Source organism: Coleofasciculus sp. C1-SOL-03 (genome assembly GCF_040220555.1).
In the GTDB taxonomy this organism is placed as follows: domain Bacteria; phylum Cyanobacteriota; class Cyanobacteriia; order Cyanobacteriales; family Coleofasciculaceae; genus Coleofasciculus.
Window position 1 is genome coordinate 1 of record NZ_JAVJUO010000094.1, and the last position, 19,992, is coordinate 19,992.

The 19,992-nt window shown below is 45.8% G+C and carries 15 protein-coding genes; 8 read left to right on the forward strand and 7 right to left on the reverse strand.

Annotated features, from left to right (window positions below; all coding sequences use genetic code 11):
* Positions 1–54: 54 nt before the first annotated feature.
* The 5 genes from RIE73_RS16165 to bioB form a co-directional block, all read right to left on the reverse strand.
* Complete coding sequence (locus RIE73_RS16165; protein WP_446402147.1) at positions 55–2,013, reverse strand: CHAT domain-containing protein; 1,959 nt, start codon at positions 2,011–2,013, stop codon at positions 55–57.
* Positions 1,943–3,997, reverse strand: coding sequence for a tetratricopeptide repeat protein (locus RIE73_RS16170; RefSeq protein ID WP_446402148.1), 2,055 nt, complete (start codon positions 3,995–3,997; stop codon positions 1,943–1,945). Before RIE73_RS16170 ends, RIE73_RS16165 begins: the two co-directional genes overlap by 71 nt.
* Entirely contained in the window at positions 3,973–4,674 is a 702-nt protein-coding gene (locus RIE73_RS16175; protein WP_446402149.1) for a tetratricopeptide repeat protein, read from the reverse strand. The genes RIE73_RS16170 and RIE73_RS16175 overlap by 25 nt, the downstream gene beginning before the upstream one ends.
* A gap of 644 nt (positions 4,675–5,318) precedes the next feature.
* Positions 5,319–5,903, reverse strand: a complete 585-nt coding sequence (locus tag RIE73_RS16180; protein WP_446402150.1) for a biotin transporter BioY — start codon at positions 5,901–5,903, stop codon at positions 5,319–5,321.
* 31 nt (positions 5,904–5,934) lie between these two features.
* Positions 5,935–7,050 (reverse strand): biotin synthase BioB, encoded by a 1,116-nt coding sequence (bioB, locus tag RIE73_RS16185; RefSeq protein ID WP_446402151.1) that lies wholly within the window; start codon positions 7,048–7,050, stop codon positions 5,935–5,937.
* A gap of 265 nt (positions 7,051–7,315) precedes the next feature.
* Here bioB and pstS point away from each other — a divergent pair, with 265 nt between their 5' ends.
* The 4 genes from pstS (at position 7,316) to pstB (ending at position 11,476) form a co-directional block, all read left to right on the forward strand.
* Positions 7,316–8,476 (forward strand): phosphate ABC transporter substrate-binding protein PstS, encoded by a 1,161-nt coding sequence (gene pstS / locus RIE73_RS16190; protein WP_446402152.1) that lies wholly within the window; start codon positions 7,316–7,318, stop codon positions 8,474–8,476.
* Positions 8,477–8,567: 91 nt separating this feature from the next.
* Positions 8,568–9,518 carry a phosphate ABC transporter permease subunit PstC gene (gene pstC / locus RIE73_RS16195; RefSeq protein WP_446402153.1) on the forward strand — a complete coding sequence of 317 codons (951 nt, stop codon included), beginning with the start codon at positions 8,568–8,570 and terminating at the stop codon, positions 9,516–9,518.
* Positions 9,519–9,595: 77 nt separating this feature from the next.
* Entirely contained in the window at positions 9,596–10,531 is a 936-nt protein-coding gene (pstA, locus tag RIE73_RS16200; RefSeq protein ID WP_446402154.1) for a phosphate ABC transporter permease PstA, read from the forward strand.
* 117 nt (positions 10,532–10,648) lie between these two features.
* Complete coding sequence (gene pstB, locus RIE73_RS16205; RefSeq protein WP_446402155.1) at positions 10,649–11,476, forward strand: phosphate ABC transporter ATP-binding protein PstB; 828 nt, start codon at positions 10,649–10,651, stop codon at positions 11,474–11,476.
* Here the strand turns inward: pstB and RIE73_RS16210 are convergent.
* Positions 11,473–12,186, reverse strand: a complete 714-nt coding sequence (locus RIE73_RS16210) for a hypothetical protein (RefSeq protein ID WP_446402156.1) — start codon at positions 12,184–12,186, stop codon at positions 11,473–11,475. The genes pstB and RIE73_RS16210 overlap by 4 nt on opposite strands.
* Before the next feature lie 26 nt (positions 12,187–12,212).
* Positions 12,213–12,401 (reverse strand): hypothetical protein, encoded by a 189-nt coding sequence (locus RIE73_RS16215; protein WP_446402157.1) that lies wholly within the window; start codon positions 12,399–12,401, stop codon positions 12,213–12,215.
* Positions 12,402–12,564: 163 nt separating this feature from the next.
* Between RIE73_RS16215 and psb27 the strand changes: the two genes are divergently transcribed.
* The 4 genes from psb27 (at position 12,565) to RIE73_RS16235 (ending at position 19,738) form a co-directional block, all read left to right on the forward strand.
* The gene (gene psb27, locus RIE73_RS16220) at positions 12,565–12,963 is read left to right on the forward strand and encodes a photosystem II protein Psb27 (RefSeq protein WP_446402158.1); all 399 of its coding nucleotides are present in this window, start codon (positions 12,565–12,567) and stop codon (positions 12,961–12,963) included.
* A gap of 233 nt (positions 12,964–13,196) precedes the next feature.
* Positions 13,197–14,678 (forward strand): family 10 glycosylhydrolase, encoded by a 1,482-nt coding sequence (locus RIE73_RS16225; protein WP_446402159.1) that lies wholly within the window; start codon positions 13,197–13,199, stop codon positions 14,676–14,678.
* Positions 14,679–14,685: 7 nt separating this feature from the next.
* On the forward strand, positions 14,686–15,330 hold the full coding sequence (locus tag RIE73_RS16230; protein ID WP_446402160.1) for a Uma2 family endonuclease: 645 nt from the start codon (positions 14,686–14,688) through the stop codon (positions 15,328–15,330).
* Positions 15,331–15,655: 325 nt separating this feature from the next.
* Positions 15,656–19,738, forward strand: a complete 4,083-nt coding sequence (locus RIE73_RS16235; RefSeq protein WP_446402161.1) for a PAS domain S-box protein — start codon at positions 15,656–15,658, stop codon at positions 19,736–19,738.
* Positions 19,739–19,992 lie beyond the last annotated feature (254 nt).

Consider the following 19,992-nt stretch of genomic DNA (forward strand, 5'->3'; position numbering starts at 1 on the left):
TGTTGCAGCGAAGCACGGGGCTAATCGTCGTGCCTATACCTGGACTGTCAAACCTCACCGCGTCGAGCGGCACGGTTTGACCTCTATTCCTCCCCGCATTGCTTCGCGCTCATGCGGGGTCTCACGAGAAAAGCGATGAATGTCCTGTAACTGAGTTAACGTTTGAATGTCGGGAATTCTTAGCTGTTCACCATCGCCTAACAACAGAAACGAGTCATCCGCACTACCCGGAACAAATACTCCGTGAGTCGCTAGATGTAAAATCTGGTGTCCCGTCAAATTATCGCGCAAACTGCGATAGTCAAACGTATCATTAAGAAACGTTGTCCCTGGATAAATCCCTAGATCATCATCGGTTGTTTGGCGCACAATGGCATTGAGTTCAGTTTGGACGTATGGCAAGGACGAGAAACCACCAACCGCATCAGATACACCCATTGCTAGAACGGGGACATCTTGAGTATCCACAGGAAGGCGATCGCTTATATTGGTTAAATCGGCTGAGAAGACGGTCGAGATGGTATAATTTTCAATCAAGTAGTTTTCCCCATCCGACAAAGTACTCATAGGAATATATCGCGTTACCCGATCCAAAGCGAACACTAAATTCTGCACCTGGTTTTGCTTGAGTTCGGCAGCAAAGGGTTTAATTAACCAATCGTAGAGTTGTTTTCCCGTTTCTTTAATTTCGGCAATATCCGAGCGGTTATTTTCCAGTAATCTCCGGAATCGGTTAACTGTTTCCCCTAACTCTTCTTCTCCAATATTAACTTCTTGTTTATGGACAACTCCCCCTTCTGAGAACATGATTAACCACAGTCTTTCTTCTAGTACCAACGGGTAAATTAAGACGGTATGCGGTTGAGCTTCTACAATTTCCCTGGCTTTGGCGAGTTTCCTGGGATCGAAGAACAGATCATCAGTCGCCCGGTTGGAGCGAATTTCTTTTTCAATGGTTTTCAAGTTTTGATTAAACTCACGGATTAAAACAGTCAGACGGTCATTTAACTCGCCTTTTTCAGTACAATTTGTCCGTTCACATTCATTAATTTGTTGTCCTAAAGCAATTAGGGATTGGCTTTCAGCTTGAACCTTTTTCTCGGCTTCGCTGAGAAGTACATCCGGTTGGTCATTGGTTGAGACTGTACCTCTGGCTAAATCGCGAATTTCCTGTATCTTCAACAGTTCCAATACCTGATGAGCTTCCTTATCTCGCCCTTGGGATAATAACAAGTCCGCTAATTGGCGATAAATATCAGCGGTTGTCAGTCCGTCAAAATCAATTATGGCTTGTAGAGCAGATTTTTGTAACTGGGGCGGTAGTTCTTGATTAATCCGCCGAATTTCTTCAAAGTCATTGATCGCTTGTTTGTAATAGGTAATAGCAATATTAGGTTGATCTAACTCTGCATAAAGCCGCCCCAAACCTGCATAGCTATAGGATTTATCACCAATGACTTCCTCAAGCGTATTGATAGCTAATGCCTGTTGGTAAGTCGCGATAGCTTCTTGCTTTCTGCCAAATTTACGGTGTAGACTAGCGATGAGGTTCAGTGCATCCCTTTCTAAGGTAAGATTTTGGACATTTCGAGTGAATGCTAAAAAAGCTTGGGCTGATTCCATGGCTTTTTGATCATCCCCTAATTCAGCATAACCAATACTTAGCACCACGTTAGCAACTATTTCCAGAAAAGGCTGTTGAATTTCCTGGGCTATCACTAACCCTTGTTGAGCGAAATCAAGGCTTTTTTCAGCTTCCCCTTGAACAAAGTAATTCCAGGCGATCATTGTCAAAATGATACTTTCGTCATGACGATTTTGCAATGTCCGCAAAATGGGTAGCACTTGCTGATAGTACTCACGGCTTGTCTGGTAATCTCCTAAATTTAAATAAGCAGTCCCTAAAAGGGTTAATGGTAATGTCTGCGCTCTAGGACTGTTGTTATCCTGAGCGATTTTTTTTTTGATACAGCTCCAAAGCTTGCTGATAATCCTTGAACGACGTATAAACATTACCCAACCTTGCTAGCGCCAACCCCTCTAAAGCTGGATTTTGAAGTTCTCGACCTATTGTTAAACCTTGCTCAATCAACTCTTTGCCTTTGCTGTGTTCTCCAATAACGTTGTAAGCATTGCCCAAATTAATGAGTAACTCCGCTTCAGAATAGCGATCATTCAATTTCCGAGCTAGGGCTAAACGGGGTTCGGCAACACTAATGGCATTTTGATAATCTCCGAGTGCGGCGTAAGCTTCACTAAGAACCTTTGAAGCCTCAACTTCTCCAAAGAAGTTTTTTGTCCGCTGGGAAATGTCTAAACTCCTTTGCGCCAATTCAACCGCCTGCTCGTATTCTCCCCGTTGATTATGGATTTGAGCTAATCCAGTTAAAGCTATCTGCTCATCTGCGGGAACTTGTCTTTGCTGTGCTAATGCTAAAGCTTCTTTCCCATATTCAGTTGCTTTTTCTGTATTGCCCAGCCAAAGATAATTGGCACTCAACTCCGTTAAAGCTGTGATTTCAAAGCCATTTAACTGGTACTGCCGAATTAGGGTCAAAAGTTGCTGCGCTAACTCTAATGATTTGTCATAGTTGCCCTGGCTTTTGTAAATATCTATAAGCTGATCCAAAGCATTCCGTTCGAGATTTGGATCGCCCAATGCTTTAGCAATTTCCCATGCTTTGTTGGCGGCATCCAGCGCTAAAGTATGATCTCCTTGCTGATTGTAAATCTCACTCAAATTGTCCCAGGCTTTCGCCTCTAGCTGAGGATGTTTTATTGTTTTAGCAATCGATAAAGCTTGTTGGATTAACTCCACAGCTTGAGCAGAATCTCGGAACAAAGTATATACATTAGCCAACTGAATCAGCGCCTCTGCTTCTTTATCCGATTTCGCGATACTTTGCGCCCAACTTACGTTTTGCTGAGCATAATCAAGCGCTTGATCGAAGTCTCCAAGATTGATGTAAACCAGGATTAAACTCCTCAATGCATTGTTTCGCAAGTTCAACGCTGTGTCTTGTAAATTAGGTGCTAGTTCAGAAGTATTTATTTCTCCGGTTATCACTAATGCTTGCTGGAGTAACTCAATCGCCTTCTCATAGTCTCCCACCATATTATAAGTACTAGCCAGACTAATTAAAGATAGCGTTTCTGAAAATGGATCTTTGAGTTGTCGCGCAATATCCAAATCTCGCTTATAGACTTCAATCGCCTTGGCATAATCTGCCAGTGAAGTATACACTCTAGCAAGAACCGATAGAGGAAAAGCTTCTGCTTCTAAACTTTCAGACTGTCGCGCAATGGTTAGACCTTGTTCGGCAAACTCTTGGGCTTTTGGCAAATCTAACAAATCGTAGTAGATAGAACCAATTTTTGCATAGGTACTACTTTCTATCTCCATTATCTCTTGTTTCTTTATTGAATCTTGTAGTTCTCTAGCAATATTTAATGCTTCTGGAACTAAAGCAATGATCGTTTCGCTTTGTTTAAGAGCAAGAGAATAATCTTTTTTATCATGGGCAGAACCGACACTTAGATAATACACTCTCATCATTTGAAGAATGGTGTTTAGTTGTGCTGTGCGATCATTAAGAGGTTGTTGCTGAAGGGCTAATGCTTGTTGGTAGTATTCAATTGCAAGATCATATTTTCCTTGCCTATAGTAACTAGAGGCTATGAATGATAGAAGTTGAGATTCTTGTAGTTTATCGTCGAGTTCTCGTGCAAGGGTTAGTCCTTGCTGATAAAATTCCACTGCTAATTCATATTTTCCTTGAATAGAATAAGCCGATCCTATTTGCAAAAGAATACTACTTTCTAATGGACGAATTCCGGCATCTTGAATTAGGGGTAAAGCTTGCTGGTAATGTTCCAAGTAGCGGTCATAGTCTTCTAAATTGTAATAAGCGTATCCTATCGCCAGTAAACTTCCACCCTCACCCGCACGGTTACCAATCTCACGGCTAAGAACTAACGCTTTCTTTGACCACTCCAAAGCGCGAGAATAGTCTTCCAGGCTTTCATACGCCCAGCCGATTTTCGCAGGGTAATTTCGGCATGAAATTTATCCCCGACTTCTTCCTGTATCGCCAGGGCTTGCTGTAAGGTTTCTAAGCCTTGGGACGATTGTTGTAAACTAAAAGCGTAAACAGCGCCAATATTACTGAGAGTTTTGCCTTCTCCGCTGCGATCCTGTAATTCTTGGCGAATAGAAAGCGCTTGCTGTAAGGTTTCTAAGGCTTGCTCAGAGTCCTTTAAGCCGTAATAGGTTATACCCAAGTTATCTAAGGTTTCTCCCTCTCCAGCACGGTCTTTGAGTGCTATGCGAATGGAGAGAGCCTGCTGTAAGCTGGTTAAAGCAGCTTCATGTTGCCGCAACCAGTAATAAACCTCACCGATATTATTGAGGGTTTGCCCGATTCCCGCCTGATCATTGAGGGCTTGTTGTATTTCCAGCGCTTGTTGATAGGTTGCCAACGCCTGTTGATATTGCCCTCGACGGTATTCCTGCACTCCCTGTTGGAAGAGTCGTTCCGCCTCGGCTTTTTGATCTTCTACCGTTTGCGCCTGGGCGACAAGTGGCGCAATGCTACCCATGGGTATGACAGGAGCAGTCACTGCTAGGAGTGCTGTTACCCAAACCAAGCCCAGATATTTCAGTTGGTATTGCATCGCTGGAATTATCAAGTGATATAAAGAATTATAAACGTCTCGTTCTCCTATCTCTCAGTCAGGGGGAGGTTATGCAAAAGGACAGGATTTATATACAAATGCCACCTATCGTAGAATAGCACCGACGTGCGCCCTTTCCCGACGTGCGCCCACTAAACCGACAAAATCTAATCTACAATTTTAACTGTGTCATGCCATTACTGGCGTGGCATACCTAAGCAAGATGGATTAGCATTACACAAAAGAAACCCCTAAAATTAGGGGCTTTAGCCCCTACTACTAACCCCATCGATTCCACCCATTTAGCTGTGTCACGCCACGATGATTAGTTGAGGATAATGAGGATAAATAACACTGACTTAAGGGGAATGTCACTGACTTAAGGTTGGTGGGCAATGCCCACCCTACGGTATATTACTGGTTTTGGCGCTCCCAAAGGCTTATTTCAGTGCTATTCGACTTAAGGGGAATGTCACTGACTGGTATGCTGGTGGGCAATGCCCACCCTACGATAGATAAAGGGTTTTGGCGCTCCCCAAATGCTTATTTCAGTGCTATTTGACTTAAGGGTTTGTCGGGGGTGATGGGAGGTTTATGGCGCTGAAGCGCAACTACGAACGTCTCTACAACCTATGGATGAATAACTAATAAAACAATAAATGACGCAGGGTATACGCCATAACCGTCACCGCACAAACAATGGCTAACTGTCCGGGTAACGGATAAATCGAGTATTTCAACATGGCATCCATCAGTGATAAACCATCCATACTTGTCCGATTAAAAATAAGATGAAAAATCGTTAAATAGCCTATTCCGTAAATATGGATTGTGAATAAACCACATAAGCAGCTAAACCCTAGGGATTCTAATCGCAAAGGCATCCGAAATGCTAAAAAACCACACACCCAAGCCCCCGCAATAAATCCTAATAAATAACCAAACATGGGTTTTATTACATAGCCTAAACCCCCGCCTTGGTCAAAGACAGGTAAAATTAAGCCTAAAACCACATAAGCGATTTGAGACAGGACACCTGCATTTTTTCCACCTAAACAACCCACAAGGAGAACCGCCCCAATCTGACAGGTAACGCCTAAGGAAACGGGATGAATTCCTTGGCTTGACCAACTCCAGGGCGGATTTGTCACGAAAGCTTCTAGAAAGGTGCCACCGATAGTCAGTAATAAGCCAATTAAAGCCCAAACGAGTTCATGGGGAGCAGACACTTTTACGCGAATCGTCCTTAACTCTCCCCCTCTATACTTGCTGGGATTGATGCTCTCCGGGAAGCGGTGCTTCGCCTCCGGTTAAGCCTAATGACTCTAACATGGCATGATCATGTTCTGGCGGTTGTCCTAGGGTCGTGAGGTAATGACCAATTAACATGGCATTAATCCCGGCTTTCAATCCTAAGGCTTGGAGTTCACCCATCACCGCTTCTCGTCCGCCAGCATAGCGAATGATTTGTTCGGGTAAAATCAGCCGGAAAATCGCGATCGCCTTTAGTGCTTGGTATGGATCAAGTTTTGCCTGTTCTCCCAAGGGCGTTCCTTGACGGGGATTCAGCAAGTTTAGGGGGACGGATTCTACCTCTAATTCCCGCAAGGCTAGGGCTAAATCCACTCGATCCTCCCAGGTTTCTCCCATCCCCAAAATACCACCCGTACAGGCTTGAATTCCGGCGGCTTTCAGGTGCTTAATCGTCTCGACGCGATCGCGCCAACGGTGAGTGGTGACGATTTCCGGGAAAAAGGTCTCCGATGCCTCTAAGTTATGGTTATAGCGGGTAACTCCGGCTTCCTTGAGTGCCTGTGCCTGTTCGGGTGTTACTTCGCCTAAGGCGCAGCAGGGCTTAATATTGGTTTCGCTAATAATCCGTTGGACGGTTTCCAGAATTTGCTCAAATTCTGTGGATTTGGGGGACTGATATTTCGGTCCGCGCCCTTGACTCACGAGGCAAAAACGCTTCGCCCCTGCTGCATCGGCGGCTTTGGCTTGTGCCAGTATTTCCTCCGAGGATTTGAGTCCGTATATGGGAGAATCCTTTCCGGGATGATGGGCAGACTGGGCGCAAAAGCCGCAGTTTTCTGAGCAGCTACCGGATTTAATGTTCACGATACTGCATAAATCCACCGTATTGCCACAGCAGGCTTGGCGCACTTGATCCGCCGCTTCACACAGGAGCAGAATCTTGTCCTGTCCCTCGATTTGCGTCAGTTTCAGCGCTTCCTCTCGATTGATGCGATCGCCTGCTATAATCCGTTGGGCGAGAGCGTTGAGCCAGTCTCGCACTGCGGTTGGCACGGAGGCTGGGGAATTCGCCGCATTCGGATGGAGTGAACTGTCAGACTGTCGTAATGGCGTTTGAACCACGCTTTGACCCTCGCTTTGCACTTCGACGGCTTGGTCGTGAGGTCACAACCGATAGAACCGCAACTTAACACTATACCTTATATCTGGCATTCCACACCAATTCTGTCTTACCCGATAATTGATCAGGGAACCAAAATTAATAACCGGGGTTTGGAAACCAAACCCCTACGGAAAATCAAATGAAACCCGTTAACCTTCTCTTTACAAATAAGGGGTATCCTGCAAGAGACTTACCGTAGTGTAACTGTCTTTGAGGCTTAGTCAAATGGTGTTCCGACTCGCTTTCATCAATCCAGCTCGTGTAGTGCGCTCAGTTTCCGTGCTAGCTCTAGCCGTTAGCCTAGCGGCGTGCGGAGGAGATCAAGGAACGGACACAACAGGTGGAACGGATACGACAGGTGGAGATACCGCTCAAACTGATATGGGTGGAGAGGGCGACAAACTTGCCCTGGCTGAACCTGTCGATCTCACCGGTGCGGGTGCATCGTTCCCAGCACCGATATACCAGCGCTGGTTCGCAGAATTCAATAGTGAAAATCCGAAACTTCAGATCGACTATCAATCGGTTGGTAGTGGCGCTGGCGTGGAACAGTTCACTCAAGGTACGGTAGACTTCGGCGCTAGCGATGTTGCCATGAGTGATGAAGAAATCGAGCAAGTCGATAGAGGCGTTCTCTTGCTGCCGATAACGGCTGGCAGTATCGTACTGGCATACAACCTGGGAGGAATAGAAGAGCTGAAACTGCCACGGGATGTGTACGTGGATATTCTTCTGGGCAACATTACCAACTGGAATGACCCGGCAATTGCGGCGGCAAATGAGGGTGTAGAGTTGCCCGATCAGTCCATTACCGTGATTCACCGTTCCGATGGCAGTGGTACCACAGGCGTCTTTACCAAACACCTAAGTGCGATTAGTCCGGAATGGGAAGAGCAAGTTGGGGAAGGCAAAACCGTTGAGTGGCCCACCGGGGTTGGCGCAAAGGGAAATGAAGGGGTTACGGCTCAGATTAAACAAACCGATGGTGCGATCGGCTATGTCGAATACGGCTACGCCAAGCAGAATGACCTCAACTTTGCGGCTTTGGAAAACCAAGTGGGGAATTTTGTCACGCCTAGTGATGAATCGGCGTCCAAGACGTTAGAAGCTGTGACTCTGCCAGAAAACCTCCGGGCATTTATTGCTGATCCAGAAGGTGAGGAATCCTATCCCATTGTTACCTACACTTGGCTTTTGGCTTACGAGGAGTATGATGATCCTCAGACGGCTAAAGCCTTGGAAGCCACGATTGAATATGCGTTGACTGAAGGTCAAGAAATTGCCCCTGAGTTAGGGTATGTGCAGCTGCCGCAAAATGTGCGGGAAAAAGTGGCAGAGAAGGCTGATCAGATTAGCCAAGAGTATGATATCGAAGTTAGTGAGTAACTCACACAGATAGGGGAGATGAGGGAGAATATCCCTCTTCCCCAATCCACTCTTCCCCAATGCTCAATCAATCAGTTGACTCTAATTTATTATGACCACACAAGCTGAGTCCCATTCAGCAGTACTCCCCCAACGATCAGGTCGTGAAAAAACCACGGATCGGGGGTTTGTCTGGCTGGCTCGCATCTTGGCGCTGTCAGTCGCCGCCGTTTTAATCTTCATCGCGATCACGGTGGGCATAGAAGCTTTGCCAGCGATTCGGGCATTTGGGCTGAACTTTCTGGTCAAAAGCGCCTGGAACCCCGTAGAAGACAATTATGGGGCGCTACCCATGATCTATGGGACGCTGGTGAGTTCCGCGATCGCACTGCTGTTTGCCGTACCTCTAGGAATTGGCACCGCTGTCTTTTTGAGCGAAGACTTTCTGCCCAAATCAGCGCGGCTGACGCTGGTATTTATGGTGGAACTGTTAGCAGCGATTCCCAGTGTTGTTTACGGACTATGGGGTATTTATGTTTTAGTACCAATCCTGATCCCGATTGAGGAGTGGCTGCATAACAACTTTGGCTGGATTCCCCTGTTTAGTACCGAACCCACGCGGGTGGGTATGTTTCCGGCGGGGGTTATCTTAACGGTGATGATTTTGCCGATTATCACGGCAATTTCTCGCGATTCCCTGGCGTCTCTCCCTCCGGATCTGCGACAAGCGTCTCTAGGGTTGGGAGCCACCCGTTGGCAAACCATCTTTCGGGTTCTGATTCCGGCGGCATTTTCGGGCATTGTCGGTGGCGTAATGCTAGGGCTAGGTCGAGCGATGGGAGAAACCATGGCAGTGACCTTGCTGATTGGTAATGCTAATCAACTTAATTTTTCTCTACTCGCCCCAGCCAATACGATTGCTTCCCTCTTGGCTAACCAATTTGCTGAAGCTTCAGGATTGCAGGTGGCGGCTTTAATGTATGCCGGGTTAGTGCTATTTTTCTTAACCCTGATTGTGAATATCCTGGCGGAGTTGATTGTGCGCCAAGTTAAGAAGTTTTAGGTTAACTCAATACTCATGCGCCATGCCCTCGAATACAGTGAAGGGTGAAAAATCAAAATTCAAAACTTGAAAATTTTATGTCAGAGAATCCCCAAGATAAACAACCGGAAGGCTTTCCCACTCACAGTTTTACTCGTTCCTATACGAGTGGGCGATCGCTATTTGGGATCGTGATGACCATCCTAGCCGGAGCTTGCCTGGTTATTGCCCTGATCCCGTTGTTTGCGGTGATTATCTATGTGATCATCAAAGGATTTAACCGCCTGAACTGGAACTTATTTACACAATTGCCCCCGGCTGCGGGTTTATCGGGTGGCGGCGTTGGCAATGCTATTCTCGGCACATTGATTTTGATCGCAATTGGGGCGTTGATTAGTGTTCCCATTGGGGTTTTAGCCGCCGTTTATCTATCAGAATTTAGTTCGGGTCCAATTGCTCGCTGGATTCGCTTTGCCACTAACGTCCTCAGTGGTGTTCCTTCAATTATTGCCGGGATATTTGCTTACGGGCTTGTCGTGGTCGGACTACAGTTCCTCCCCTGTGCAGGCAGTTTCTCGGCATTTGCAGGCGGCTTAGCCCTGGCGGTATTGATGCTACCGATTATCGTTAGAACCACAGATGAAGCCCTGCAAATCGTGCCTAAGGATGTACGCTGGGCGTCTGTGGGCGTGGGAGCTTCGGAATATCAGACGGTATTGAGAGTGGTGCTTCCTGCGGCTTTACCCGCCATCCTGACGGGAACCACCTTGGCAGTTGCTCGCGCCGCTGGTGAAACAGCTCCACTAATTTTTACGGCTCTATTCAGCTTCTACTCGCCCTGGTTTCGCAACGGGTCTTTAGACATAGATATATGTTCGCCGACTGCCTCCCTGTCCGTTTTAGTTTACAATTTTGCCACCTCGCCTTTTTCAGATCAGCAAGAATTAGCCTGGGCAGCTTCTCTACTCCTGGTGGCGTTGGTCTTATTAACCAGTGTAATTTCTCGCTGGGCAACCCGGAAAAGCATTTACTGAATTATGAATTAGCCAATTAACCTATTTATATAGAATGGGAGATGAAAGTTCAAACTCTAAACCTTAAAATCCAGTCATTGTAGCAGGATGTAACCTCAAAATTCAGGGGTAATTATTATGGAATCAAATCAAAAAGTTGCCAATCAGAATCAAGGGAATGAGCAATCAACGGAAACGGTTTTACGCACGGACGACCTAGATATTTACTACGGCAAATTTTTAGCCGTTAAGGGGGTGTCTATGGACATACCCAAAAACCGGATTACGGCTCTGATTGGTCCTTCGGGTTGTGGTAAAAGTACCTTAATTCGCTGCTTTAACCGTCTCAACGATTTAATCGACGGATTTCACATTGAGGGTAAGGTTTACTATCGCCAGAAAGACCTTTATGACAAAAGCGTTGATCCGGTAGAAGTACGACGGCGAATTGGGATGGTGTTCCAAAAACCCAACCCATTTCCCAAAACAATTTATGACAATATTGCCTACGGTGCCAGGGTGAATAATTACCAAGGTGACCTCGATGAATTGGTGGAAAATTCCCTACGTGCTGCCGCTTTATGGGATGAGGTCAAAGATAAGCTGAAAACCAACGGGATGTCCCTATCTGGGGGACAACAGCAGCGGTTGTGTATTGCCCGGGCGATCGCGATTAACCCGGATGTGGTATTAATGGACGAACCTTGTGCCTCTCTTGACCCGATTTCCACCCTCAAGGTTGAAGACTTAATGCATGAACTGAAAGAAAAGTACAGTATTGTGATTGTGACGCACAATATGCAGCAAGCCACACGGGTTGCCGACATGACCGCCTTCTTCAATGCCAGAGCCACAGAAAAGGGGGGAAAACAGGGGTATTTAGTTGAGTACGACGAAACCGAAAATATCTTCCAAAATCCCAAGGAGGAAGCCACGAAAGACTATGTAAGCGGACGTTTTGGTTAAGTTTGATCCTCCCCAACAAACCCTTGCTTCATCCCACGGATATACAGTTCCAGATGGGATTGAATCCACTCGGCAGTTTCCGGGTATCCTAACTCAAGGGCGGTTTGTTCTGCGGCTAACCAACTATACAAAGCCGTTTTATTGACAGCTTGAATTGCTTCTAGTCCTTGCATTACCCCATGGGGTACTGCAATGGGAGCAGTTGCTTCTTTGAGAAAATCAATCCCTGCTGGCAAAACAACCTGGTTATTCTCGACTTGAATCACTCCCTGATCCGTGGGATCTTCGCCTTGCCAGTTAACTTCACCCTGCAACCGATACCCCCAAGGTTGGAGGAAATGAAGGATCAGGTATTGTAACCAAGCGATGTAGTGATAAAACTTTTCACCGCCATCCCATTGAATTCCACTGCCATCAGAGGTAGGAATCCACTGACACCACAAGCCAGGTTGATCCGAGGGCGGTCGATTATAGTCAACCACTGAAATCTCGTCATGGTTTTCATCCCACTGTTGATTGACAAAATAGCCGCCATCTGTTCCTAACGGTAATCCGACAGCAACTCTGGCGGGGTCAGGCGCATTTTGTAGTACGGTAACATCCCGCTTAACCCGTCGCGTATTGGCAAATGCCAGTAAATAGAGAACTTGGCTATCCAATAATCGTTGGTCGAGGCTGAAGGTTCCCTTGAAGTAGGTGGTATAACCCATAGTGCTGCTTCAGATAACTGGTTTGCTTAAGGATGACGACGTTCAGTTTTGTCAATCAAGTCCTCTGCCATCTCCACAGCCATCAGAATCAGTTTCTGTTCTAGCTGTCCTTGGTGTCCCTCATCACTGATGGTGGCGTAAATATGGGGGTTAGCCAACATACCTGCGAGTAATTGGGATGAAATATGTTTGACGTCGTTTGTTTTTGAATCCATTTTGAACACCTCTGGAGTACAGCGACCATTGCAACAAGGTAACATTTTCAGGGGTTTGGTTACCAAACCCCTACTCAAATCCTCACAACTCAAAACTATGGATCACCAATCCGGGTTAGGATCGATTTTACTTTGAAAATTCTGTCTATGGTGAATGATGCTTATGAAGCGCTACTTATCCCGTCTTATTGCCCTTGTCCTCGTGGCGGCGATCGCACTAACGGGGTGTTCGTCGAGTAGTACAGGTTTGGTTGGCAATTATCGCCAAGATACTCTGACTACCTTGGAATCCTTGAGAGCGGCTATTGAACTACCAGAGGATGCGCCTGATAAGCCAGAGGCTCAGTCACAAGCGCGTCAAAGCATTAATGAGTATATTTCTCGATATCGTCGAGATGGCTCTGTCGCTAACCTGAGTTCGTTCTCCACGATGAGAACAGCCCTCAATTCTTTAGCGGGTTACTACAGCTCCTATCCCAATCGTCCCTTACCCCAGAAGCTCAAAGATCGTTTAGAGCAAGAATTCCGGCAGGTGGAACGAGCGATCAGGCGCGGCGCTTAAGGTGATTGAGGGGGAGATGGGGGAGCAATGTAGAGACGTAGCATGCTACGTCTGGGAGCAGGGGGAGATGGAGGAGTTAACTCAACAGTTAGTTCGGGCGGGTGTCCGGAAATAGGATAAAACGCTCAGAACGACAAAAGAACGTGCTGATTTTGGCATAATTTGTCGATTGGTTCGATCGTCTGTTAATACTAAAGACACTAACTTATCGTTCTTTTGTGGTTTTTGTAGGAATGTCCAACGGTCTTGTCCCTAGGAGATGGCATTGGCGATATTATTATCGCGTACTGGTTGCCGCCTTGCTGACGAGTAGTGTCATCACTCAGGGTTATGGGGCGAAAATGGCTCAGGCGCAAACGGCTGCCTATTGCCACTTTACAGATGATGCGATCGCGCAAAAGGAAAGCCTACGCCTGGGTGCGATTAAAGGGAACCCAGATTTCAATAATCGCTATCAAGCGATCGTCAAGCAACATGCTGATGTTTTGCGCCAATGTCGCGATCGCACCTTCCCCCAAGACCAAGCCATCTGGCTACGCCTCTATGCCTGCGATGTTCGCGCAGGTGCGATTGATGAGATTCTGGATCGGATTGTCAATCGAGGCTACAACAAGGTCTATGTTGAAGTCTTTTCCGATGGTCAAGTCTTGCTCCCCGCCTCCGATAACCCCACCCCCTGGCCCCCCGTTGTGCGAACACCGGGATATGAACGGGTCGATTTATTAGCCCAGACGATTCAAAAAGGGCATGAACGGGGATTGCGAGTTTATGCCTGGATGTTCTCGATGAACTTCGGCTACAGGTATGCTCAACGCAGCGATCGGCAACGGGTTCTGGCTCGCAATGGTCGCGGTCAAACCAGTTTATCCTTTGTCCATGACCAGTCCCAAGCTTTTATTGATCCCTATAATAATCAAGCGAAAACCGATTATTATCAATTGGTTCAAGCAGTGACGAAACGTCGTCCTGATGGTGTTTTATTTGACTATATTCGTTATCCGCGTGGCAGTGGCTCAGATTCAGTTGTCACTAAGGTAAAAGATTTATGGATCTATAGTGATGCATCTCGACAAGCCTTATATAATCGCGCTCTTAATAATCAAGGGCGAGAACTGATTCAGCGTTATGTACGGGATGGTTCGATTAGCGCTAGCGATGTAGAATCAGTCAAGACGCGCTATGCCAACGAATCCACCCCGATGTGGCAAGGGCGATCGCCTTCAAGTTCGGATAGTGCAGCCTCCATAAACTGGCAACTGTGGCAGCTTAGTGTGGCTCATGCGGCTCAAGGGGTGTTAGATTTTCTTTCCATGGCAACATTACCCGTTCAACGGGCGGGAATCAAAGCCGGAGCCGTATTTTTCCCCGATGGTAATCAGGTGGTAGGACGAGGGGGGTATGATTCTCGACTACAACCTTGGGATCATTTTTCCCCATCCTTAGAATGGCATCCCATGTCCTACGGCGTTTGCGGTCATACGGGTTGTATTGAGAGCTTAGTCCGACGAGTGGTGGATAAGGCACCCCTGAATGCCAAAATTATGCCAGCCCTAGCCGGAACTTGGGGGAAATCGGTCAGGAATCGCCCCTCTCTGGAAAAGCAGATGCAGGCAATCCGCCAGCGAGTTCCCAATATCAGTGGCATCAGTCATTTTGCCTTTTCCTGGCAAGATCCTCAATTTGACCGCGATCGCAAGTTCTGTCGGTTACAGTGAAATACAAATGGTAACGCTGCAATTAAGACAAATTAGTGTACCACCCGGACATCGGGTGCTGTTGTATGAGGTGGGGTGGTCGGAATTTGAAGCTATTTTAGCGGAATTAGGAGAGCATCGCGCTAGTCGAGTGGCTTATCTCGATCAAACGTTGGAGATTAGGATGCCTTTGCCGGAACATGAAAAAGCCAAGGTTATTATTGGAGATTTATTAAAGATATTACTAGATGAATTAGAAATTGATTGGGAACCCTTCGGCTCAACAACGTTTAAACGACAAGATATGATGGCGGGAATTGAACCCGATGATTGTTTTTATATCCAAAATGCAGCTCGGATGATTGGGCGAGAAAGTCTGGATTTAACCGTCGATCCGCCGCCTGATTTGGCAATAGAAATAGATGTAACGTCTAAGACTCAGTTAAGTGCTTATCAGGTGTTAGGGGTGCCAGAAATTTGGCGATATCAGAATCGCCGATTGCAGGTTTATGTGGTGCAATCAGGAAAGTATGTTGAATCAGCAACAAGTCCGACGTTTCCTGATTTTCCCGTGATTGAGGAATTTTCTCGCTTCTTAGAGATGGCGCGACTATCGGGAACAAGTCAAGCTTTAAGGGCATTTCGGCGATGGGTGAGGGAAAGAGGAAATTAGGGGTTGCTGCAGGGAGTGTTGGGGTGGGGTTAGAGAGCAGGGGAAGCAATGTAGAGACGTAGCATGCTACGTCTGGAAGCAGGGGAAGATGGAGAAGATGGGAGACAAAATGTCTATAACCCATTACCCTATTGCCTATTGCCTATTGCCTGGCGCGTAGCGCTATACATAGCTTTTTGACTATATATTGACAAATTCAATATACTATGATTTTAACAGACTGAATTTTTCGGTAGCTTAAAATACAGACAGTCTGAAATCTCCCCCGTTTCCAGAGGTGCCATGGCACGTCCGGAACATCCTCTCCATGCACAGAGGTGTTGGTATGATACCTGAAGCCGTCAAGGTTCTTTTCGTTGATGAGGACGAAACTCATTATAACCGAATCAATCGGTTACTCAAGAGCCTGGACATAATTCATGTTCACTTGGATTGGGTAACCACCCCAGAAACGGCGTTGACTAGAGTTCGCGCTCAATCTCAACATTATGATGCTTATTTAATCGATTCGGGTTTCACTGGAGTCGAGGGTGATGATGGGTTAATTGAAGAATTATCAGGGACTACATCCCCAGTTATTGTCCTGACTCCTTCCCCACAAATCGGTTTAACAGCATTGAAAAAAGGAGCAGCAGACTATTTAGTCTATAACCAACTCAGCGCCCCCCTAATCGAGCATTCTTTGCGCTTAACCCTTGATCATACCAAAACTCAGAGCCAACTACATACTTGGGCTTCAGAGTCTCAAGCGCAGACAGAGGCATTACATGAAATTATTCTCAGTGCCATTTCTGATGCCGTATTCATGACTGATGATTGGGGAAATTTTACGTTTGTTTGTCCCAATGTCCATGTTATTTTTGGCTATTCGCGGCTAGAGACCCAAAAACTGGGTAATATTCGCCACATTTTAGGAGACAGGTTAGTTGATTTAGATCACCTGAAAACCGAGGGAGAAATCACCAACCTTGAGCGCCAAATAACCGATAAATTCAATCAAATTCATGATTTGCTGATCAACGTAAAGCAACTTGCCATTAATGGCGGAACCATCCTTTATACCTGTCATGATATCAGCGAACATAAACAGGCTGAAGTCCAAATTCGCGAACTGAATAACCAACTCGAACAACGGGTCAAAGAACGGACAACCGAATTACAACAGATTAATGCCCAATTAGTCCAAGAAATTCGCGAACGTCGCCAGGTTGAGCATACCTTGGCAGTGAGTGAGGAACGATTTCGCGGTATTTTTGATCAAGCGGCGGTGGGTATTGCTCAAGCAACTCTGGATGGTTCGTTTATTGTGGTCAATCAAAAATTTGCGGATATTATTGGCTACACTTGTGAAGAAGTCTTAGCCAAAACCTGGCAAGATATCACCCATCCCGATGATGTGGAGGCAGATGAAGCCTATGTACGTCAACTTTTAACCAATGAAATTGACCGCTATTCCATGGAAAAGCGCTACATCCATAAACAGGGGAGAGTGATTTGGGTACAAATTCATACTACTCGATTACAGGAAGCTTCCGGTGCGCCCCAGTCTTTAATTGGCATCGTTGAAGATATCACCCAACGCAAGCAAATTGAATGTCAATTACAAGAGTATCGTAATCATTTAGAAGACTTAGTTGAACAGCGGGCAGCGGAACTGGTCAGGGCAAATCAACACCTTCAGCAAGAAATCAGTGAACGCCAACGGGCTGAATCGGCTATCTATTTTCAAGCACGTCTGTTAGATTTAGTCAATCATGCGGTTATCGCGACAGATTTATCCGGCATTATTACCTATTGGAATCGCTTTGCGGAAACTCTTTATGGGTGGTCAGCTACAGAAATCATGGGTCGTTCAATTGTCGAGGTTCTCTGTCCTGAAACTGCCCCAGAAAAAGCCATTGAAATTATCAGTTACTTGCAACAGGAGGAAAGTTGGTCAGGTGAATTTTGGGTACAACATCGAGACGGCACGATATTCCCGGTGCAGGTGACAAATTCCTCGATTTACGATGAAACGGGTCAATTTATTGGCATTGTTGGTATTTCCTTTGATTTAACCGAACGCAAGCAGGTTGAAGCAGCGCTACAACAGGCAAATGCAGAATTAGGGATTACGGTACAAGAAAAAAACCGCAGTTTAACCCGTGCCATTCAGCAATTACAGGAAGAGATTCGCAAACGCCAACAGGCACAAGACCAACTGCAATTAATTACGGATGCATTACCTGTTTGTATTTCTTATCTGGATACCGATTTACGCTATCAGTTTGCCAACAAAACCTATCAAACCTGGTTTGGATTACCACCGGAGGTGATTTGCGGCAAGACTGTTCCTGAGGTGATTGGAGAGGATGCCTATCAGCGGGTGCGTGGGTATTTAGAACGAGTACTTGGGGGTGAGTATGTGACGTATGAAACCGAGATTCCTTACAGTTCGGGTGGAACTCGTTATGTTGTCGCAACTCTAATTCCCGCCTTTGGTGACTCGGTGAATTTAGACAGTCCTCGCCCTATCCAAGGCTATTATGCCCTAATTACGGATATTAGCGATCGCAAACGGATGGAGTTGGCATTACAGGAAAGTCAACAGAAATACCAAACCCTGTTTGATATCTTACCCATTGGCTTTTCTATCACGGATGAAACGGGGCATATTATTGAAGCGAATCCTGCCTCAGAAACCATTTTAGGCATCTCCATTTGCCAACAAACTCAACGCCAATATAATGCCCCGGAATGGCGAGGAATTCGACCCGATGGTACACCCATGCCTAGCCATGAATTTGCCAGTGTGATTGCCTTAACTGAAAATCGAGTGGTGAAAAACTCGGAAGCGGGAATCCATAAACCGAATGGTGAAATTGTCTGGTTATCGGTTACGGCTGCCCCGATTTCGTTACCCGGTTATGGTGTAGCCATAGCTTACCTGGATATTACTGAACGCAAAATGGCGGAAATTGTCCTGCAACAAGCCAAAGACGAAGCAGATGCCGCCAATCTCGCTAAAAGTGAGTTTCTTGCCAATATGAGCCATGAATTGAGAACGCCTCTCAATGCTATTTTAGGGTTTACTCAACTGATGAGCCATGAGCGTTCTCTTTCTGCTCAACATCACAACTATCTGGGTATTATTAATCGTTCCGGTGAGCATTTACTGGCATTAATTAATGATATTTTATCCATGTCCAAAATTGAAGCCGGACAGATGGCAATCGAACTCAAGAGTTTTGACTTGTATCGGTTAATCGACACAATCAAGCAGATGTTTCAGGTTAAATCTGCCCATAAATGTTTAGAGTTCATCACCCAACACTCATCCCAGGTTCCCCGTTATGTGCAAACCGACGAAAATAAATTACGTCAAGTTTTAATCAATTTGCTGGATAATGCCGTTAAATTTACAGACAAGGGGAGGGTGACATTAACCTTGGACATAGATGAGTTAAACAATCTACAGGTTTCAATTCGGGATACAGGTCAAGGGATTGCCGCTAACGAAATCGATTCCTTATTTGAGCCATTTGTCCAGACCAAAGTTGGCAAAGACTCTCAAACCGGGACAGGCTTAGGATTAGCGATTGTACAGCGATTTATCCAAATGATGGGAGGAGAGATTACCGTCAATAGTCAACTGGGAGAAGGAACGCTGGTTGAGTTTTCGATTCCGATTACTCCCACTGAAGCCACTGAAGTAATATCCCAGTCTCACCCAAATCGCGTTCTCAGGATTGCGCCTGAACAACCAAGTTATCGCATCTTAGTGGTAGAAGATAATCCCACCAGTTGTCAACTGTTGTGTGAACTATTAGAGACTGTCGGATTTGAGGTGCAAGCTGCGGAAAATGGTCAACAAGGCATCACGATATGGGACAGTTGGCAACCTCATCTAGTTTGGATGGATATCCGAATGCCTGTCATGGATGGCAAAGACGCTACTCAATGGATTCGCCACCAAGAACGGCTTAAACAGGAACGGGGAGAGATGTTACCAAGTGACCTTTCGGCGACAGTAATTATTGCCATTACTGCCAGTGCTTTTACGGAGGAGATTCAGTCGTTTTTAGTCGTCGGTTGTGATGATTTTGTAATTAAACCTATTCAAGAACATATCATTTTTGAGAAAATGGCACAACATTTAGGGGTGCGTTATCTCTATGACGATACCCCGTCCGTTGTATCCCTGGACTCAAGGAATTCTCTGCCAATCTTGACATCTGAAAGCTTAGGAGTAATGCCGGAAATGTGGCGGGTTCAACTTAATCAAGCCGCCAGCAGTCTTGATGAGGAACTCATGCGTCAACTGGTTCAGCAAATTCCCGACACTCAGGCTAATTTGGCAATATCTCTAATCCAATTAATTGATGATTTTCAATTTGATCAAATTATTAATTTAACTCAAAGGAAGTAATCAGTCTTATCCTAAGAGAATAGGGAATAGGGAACGGGGAACAGGGAACAGTAAGCATTTGATGTTTTACGATACAGTCGAACATGATATGAAAAAGAAACGTTTTATTGCCAGTATCTTGGCGTTCCCCAGATTCTCAATTTTGCTTAATCTCACAAAAAATATGTGATCTATGTCACTGTAAAGCATTTAACCTAGCTCGGTATTATATTGGAGGAGTAGAGTTTATTGGACAGGGACTAGGCGAGACTTGT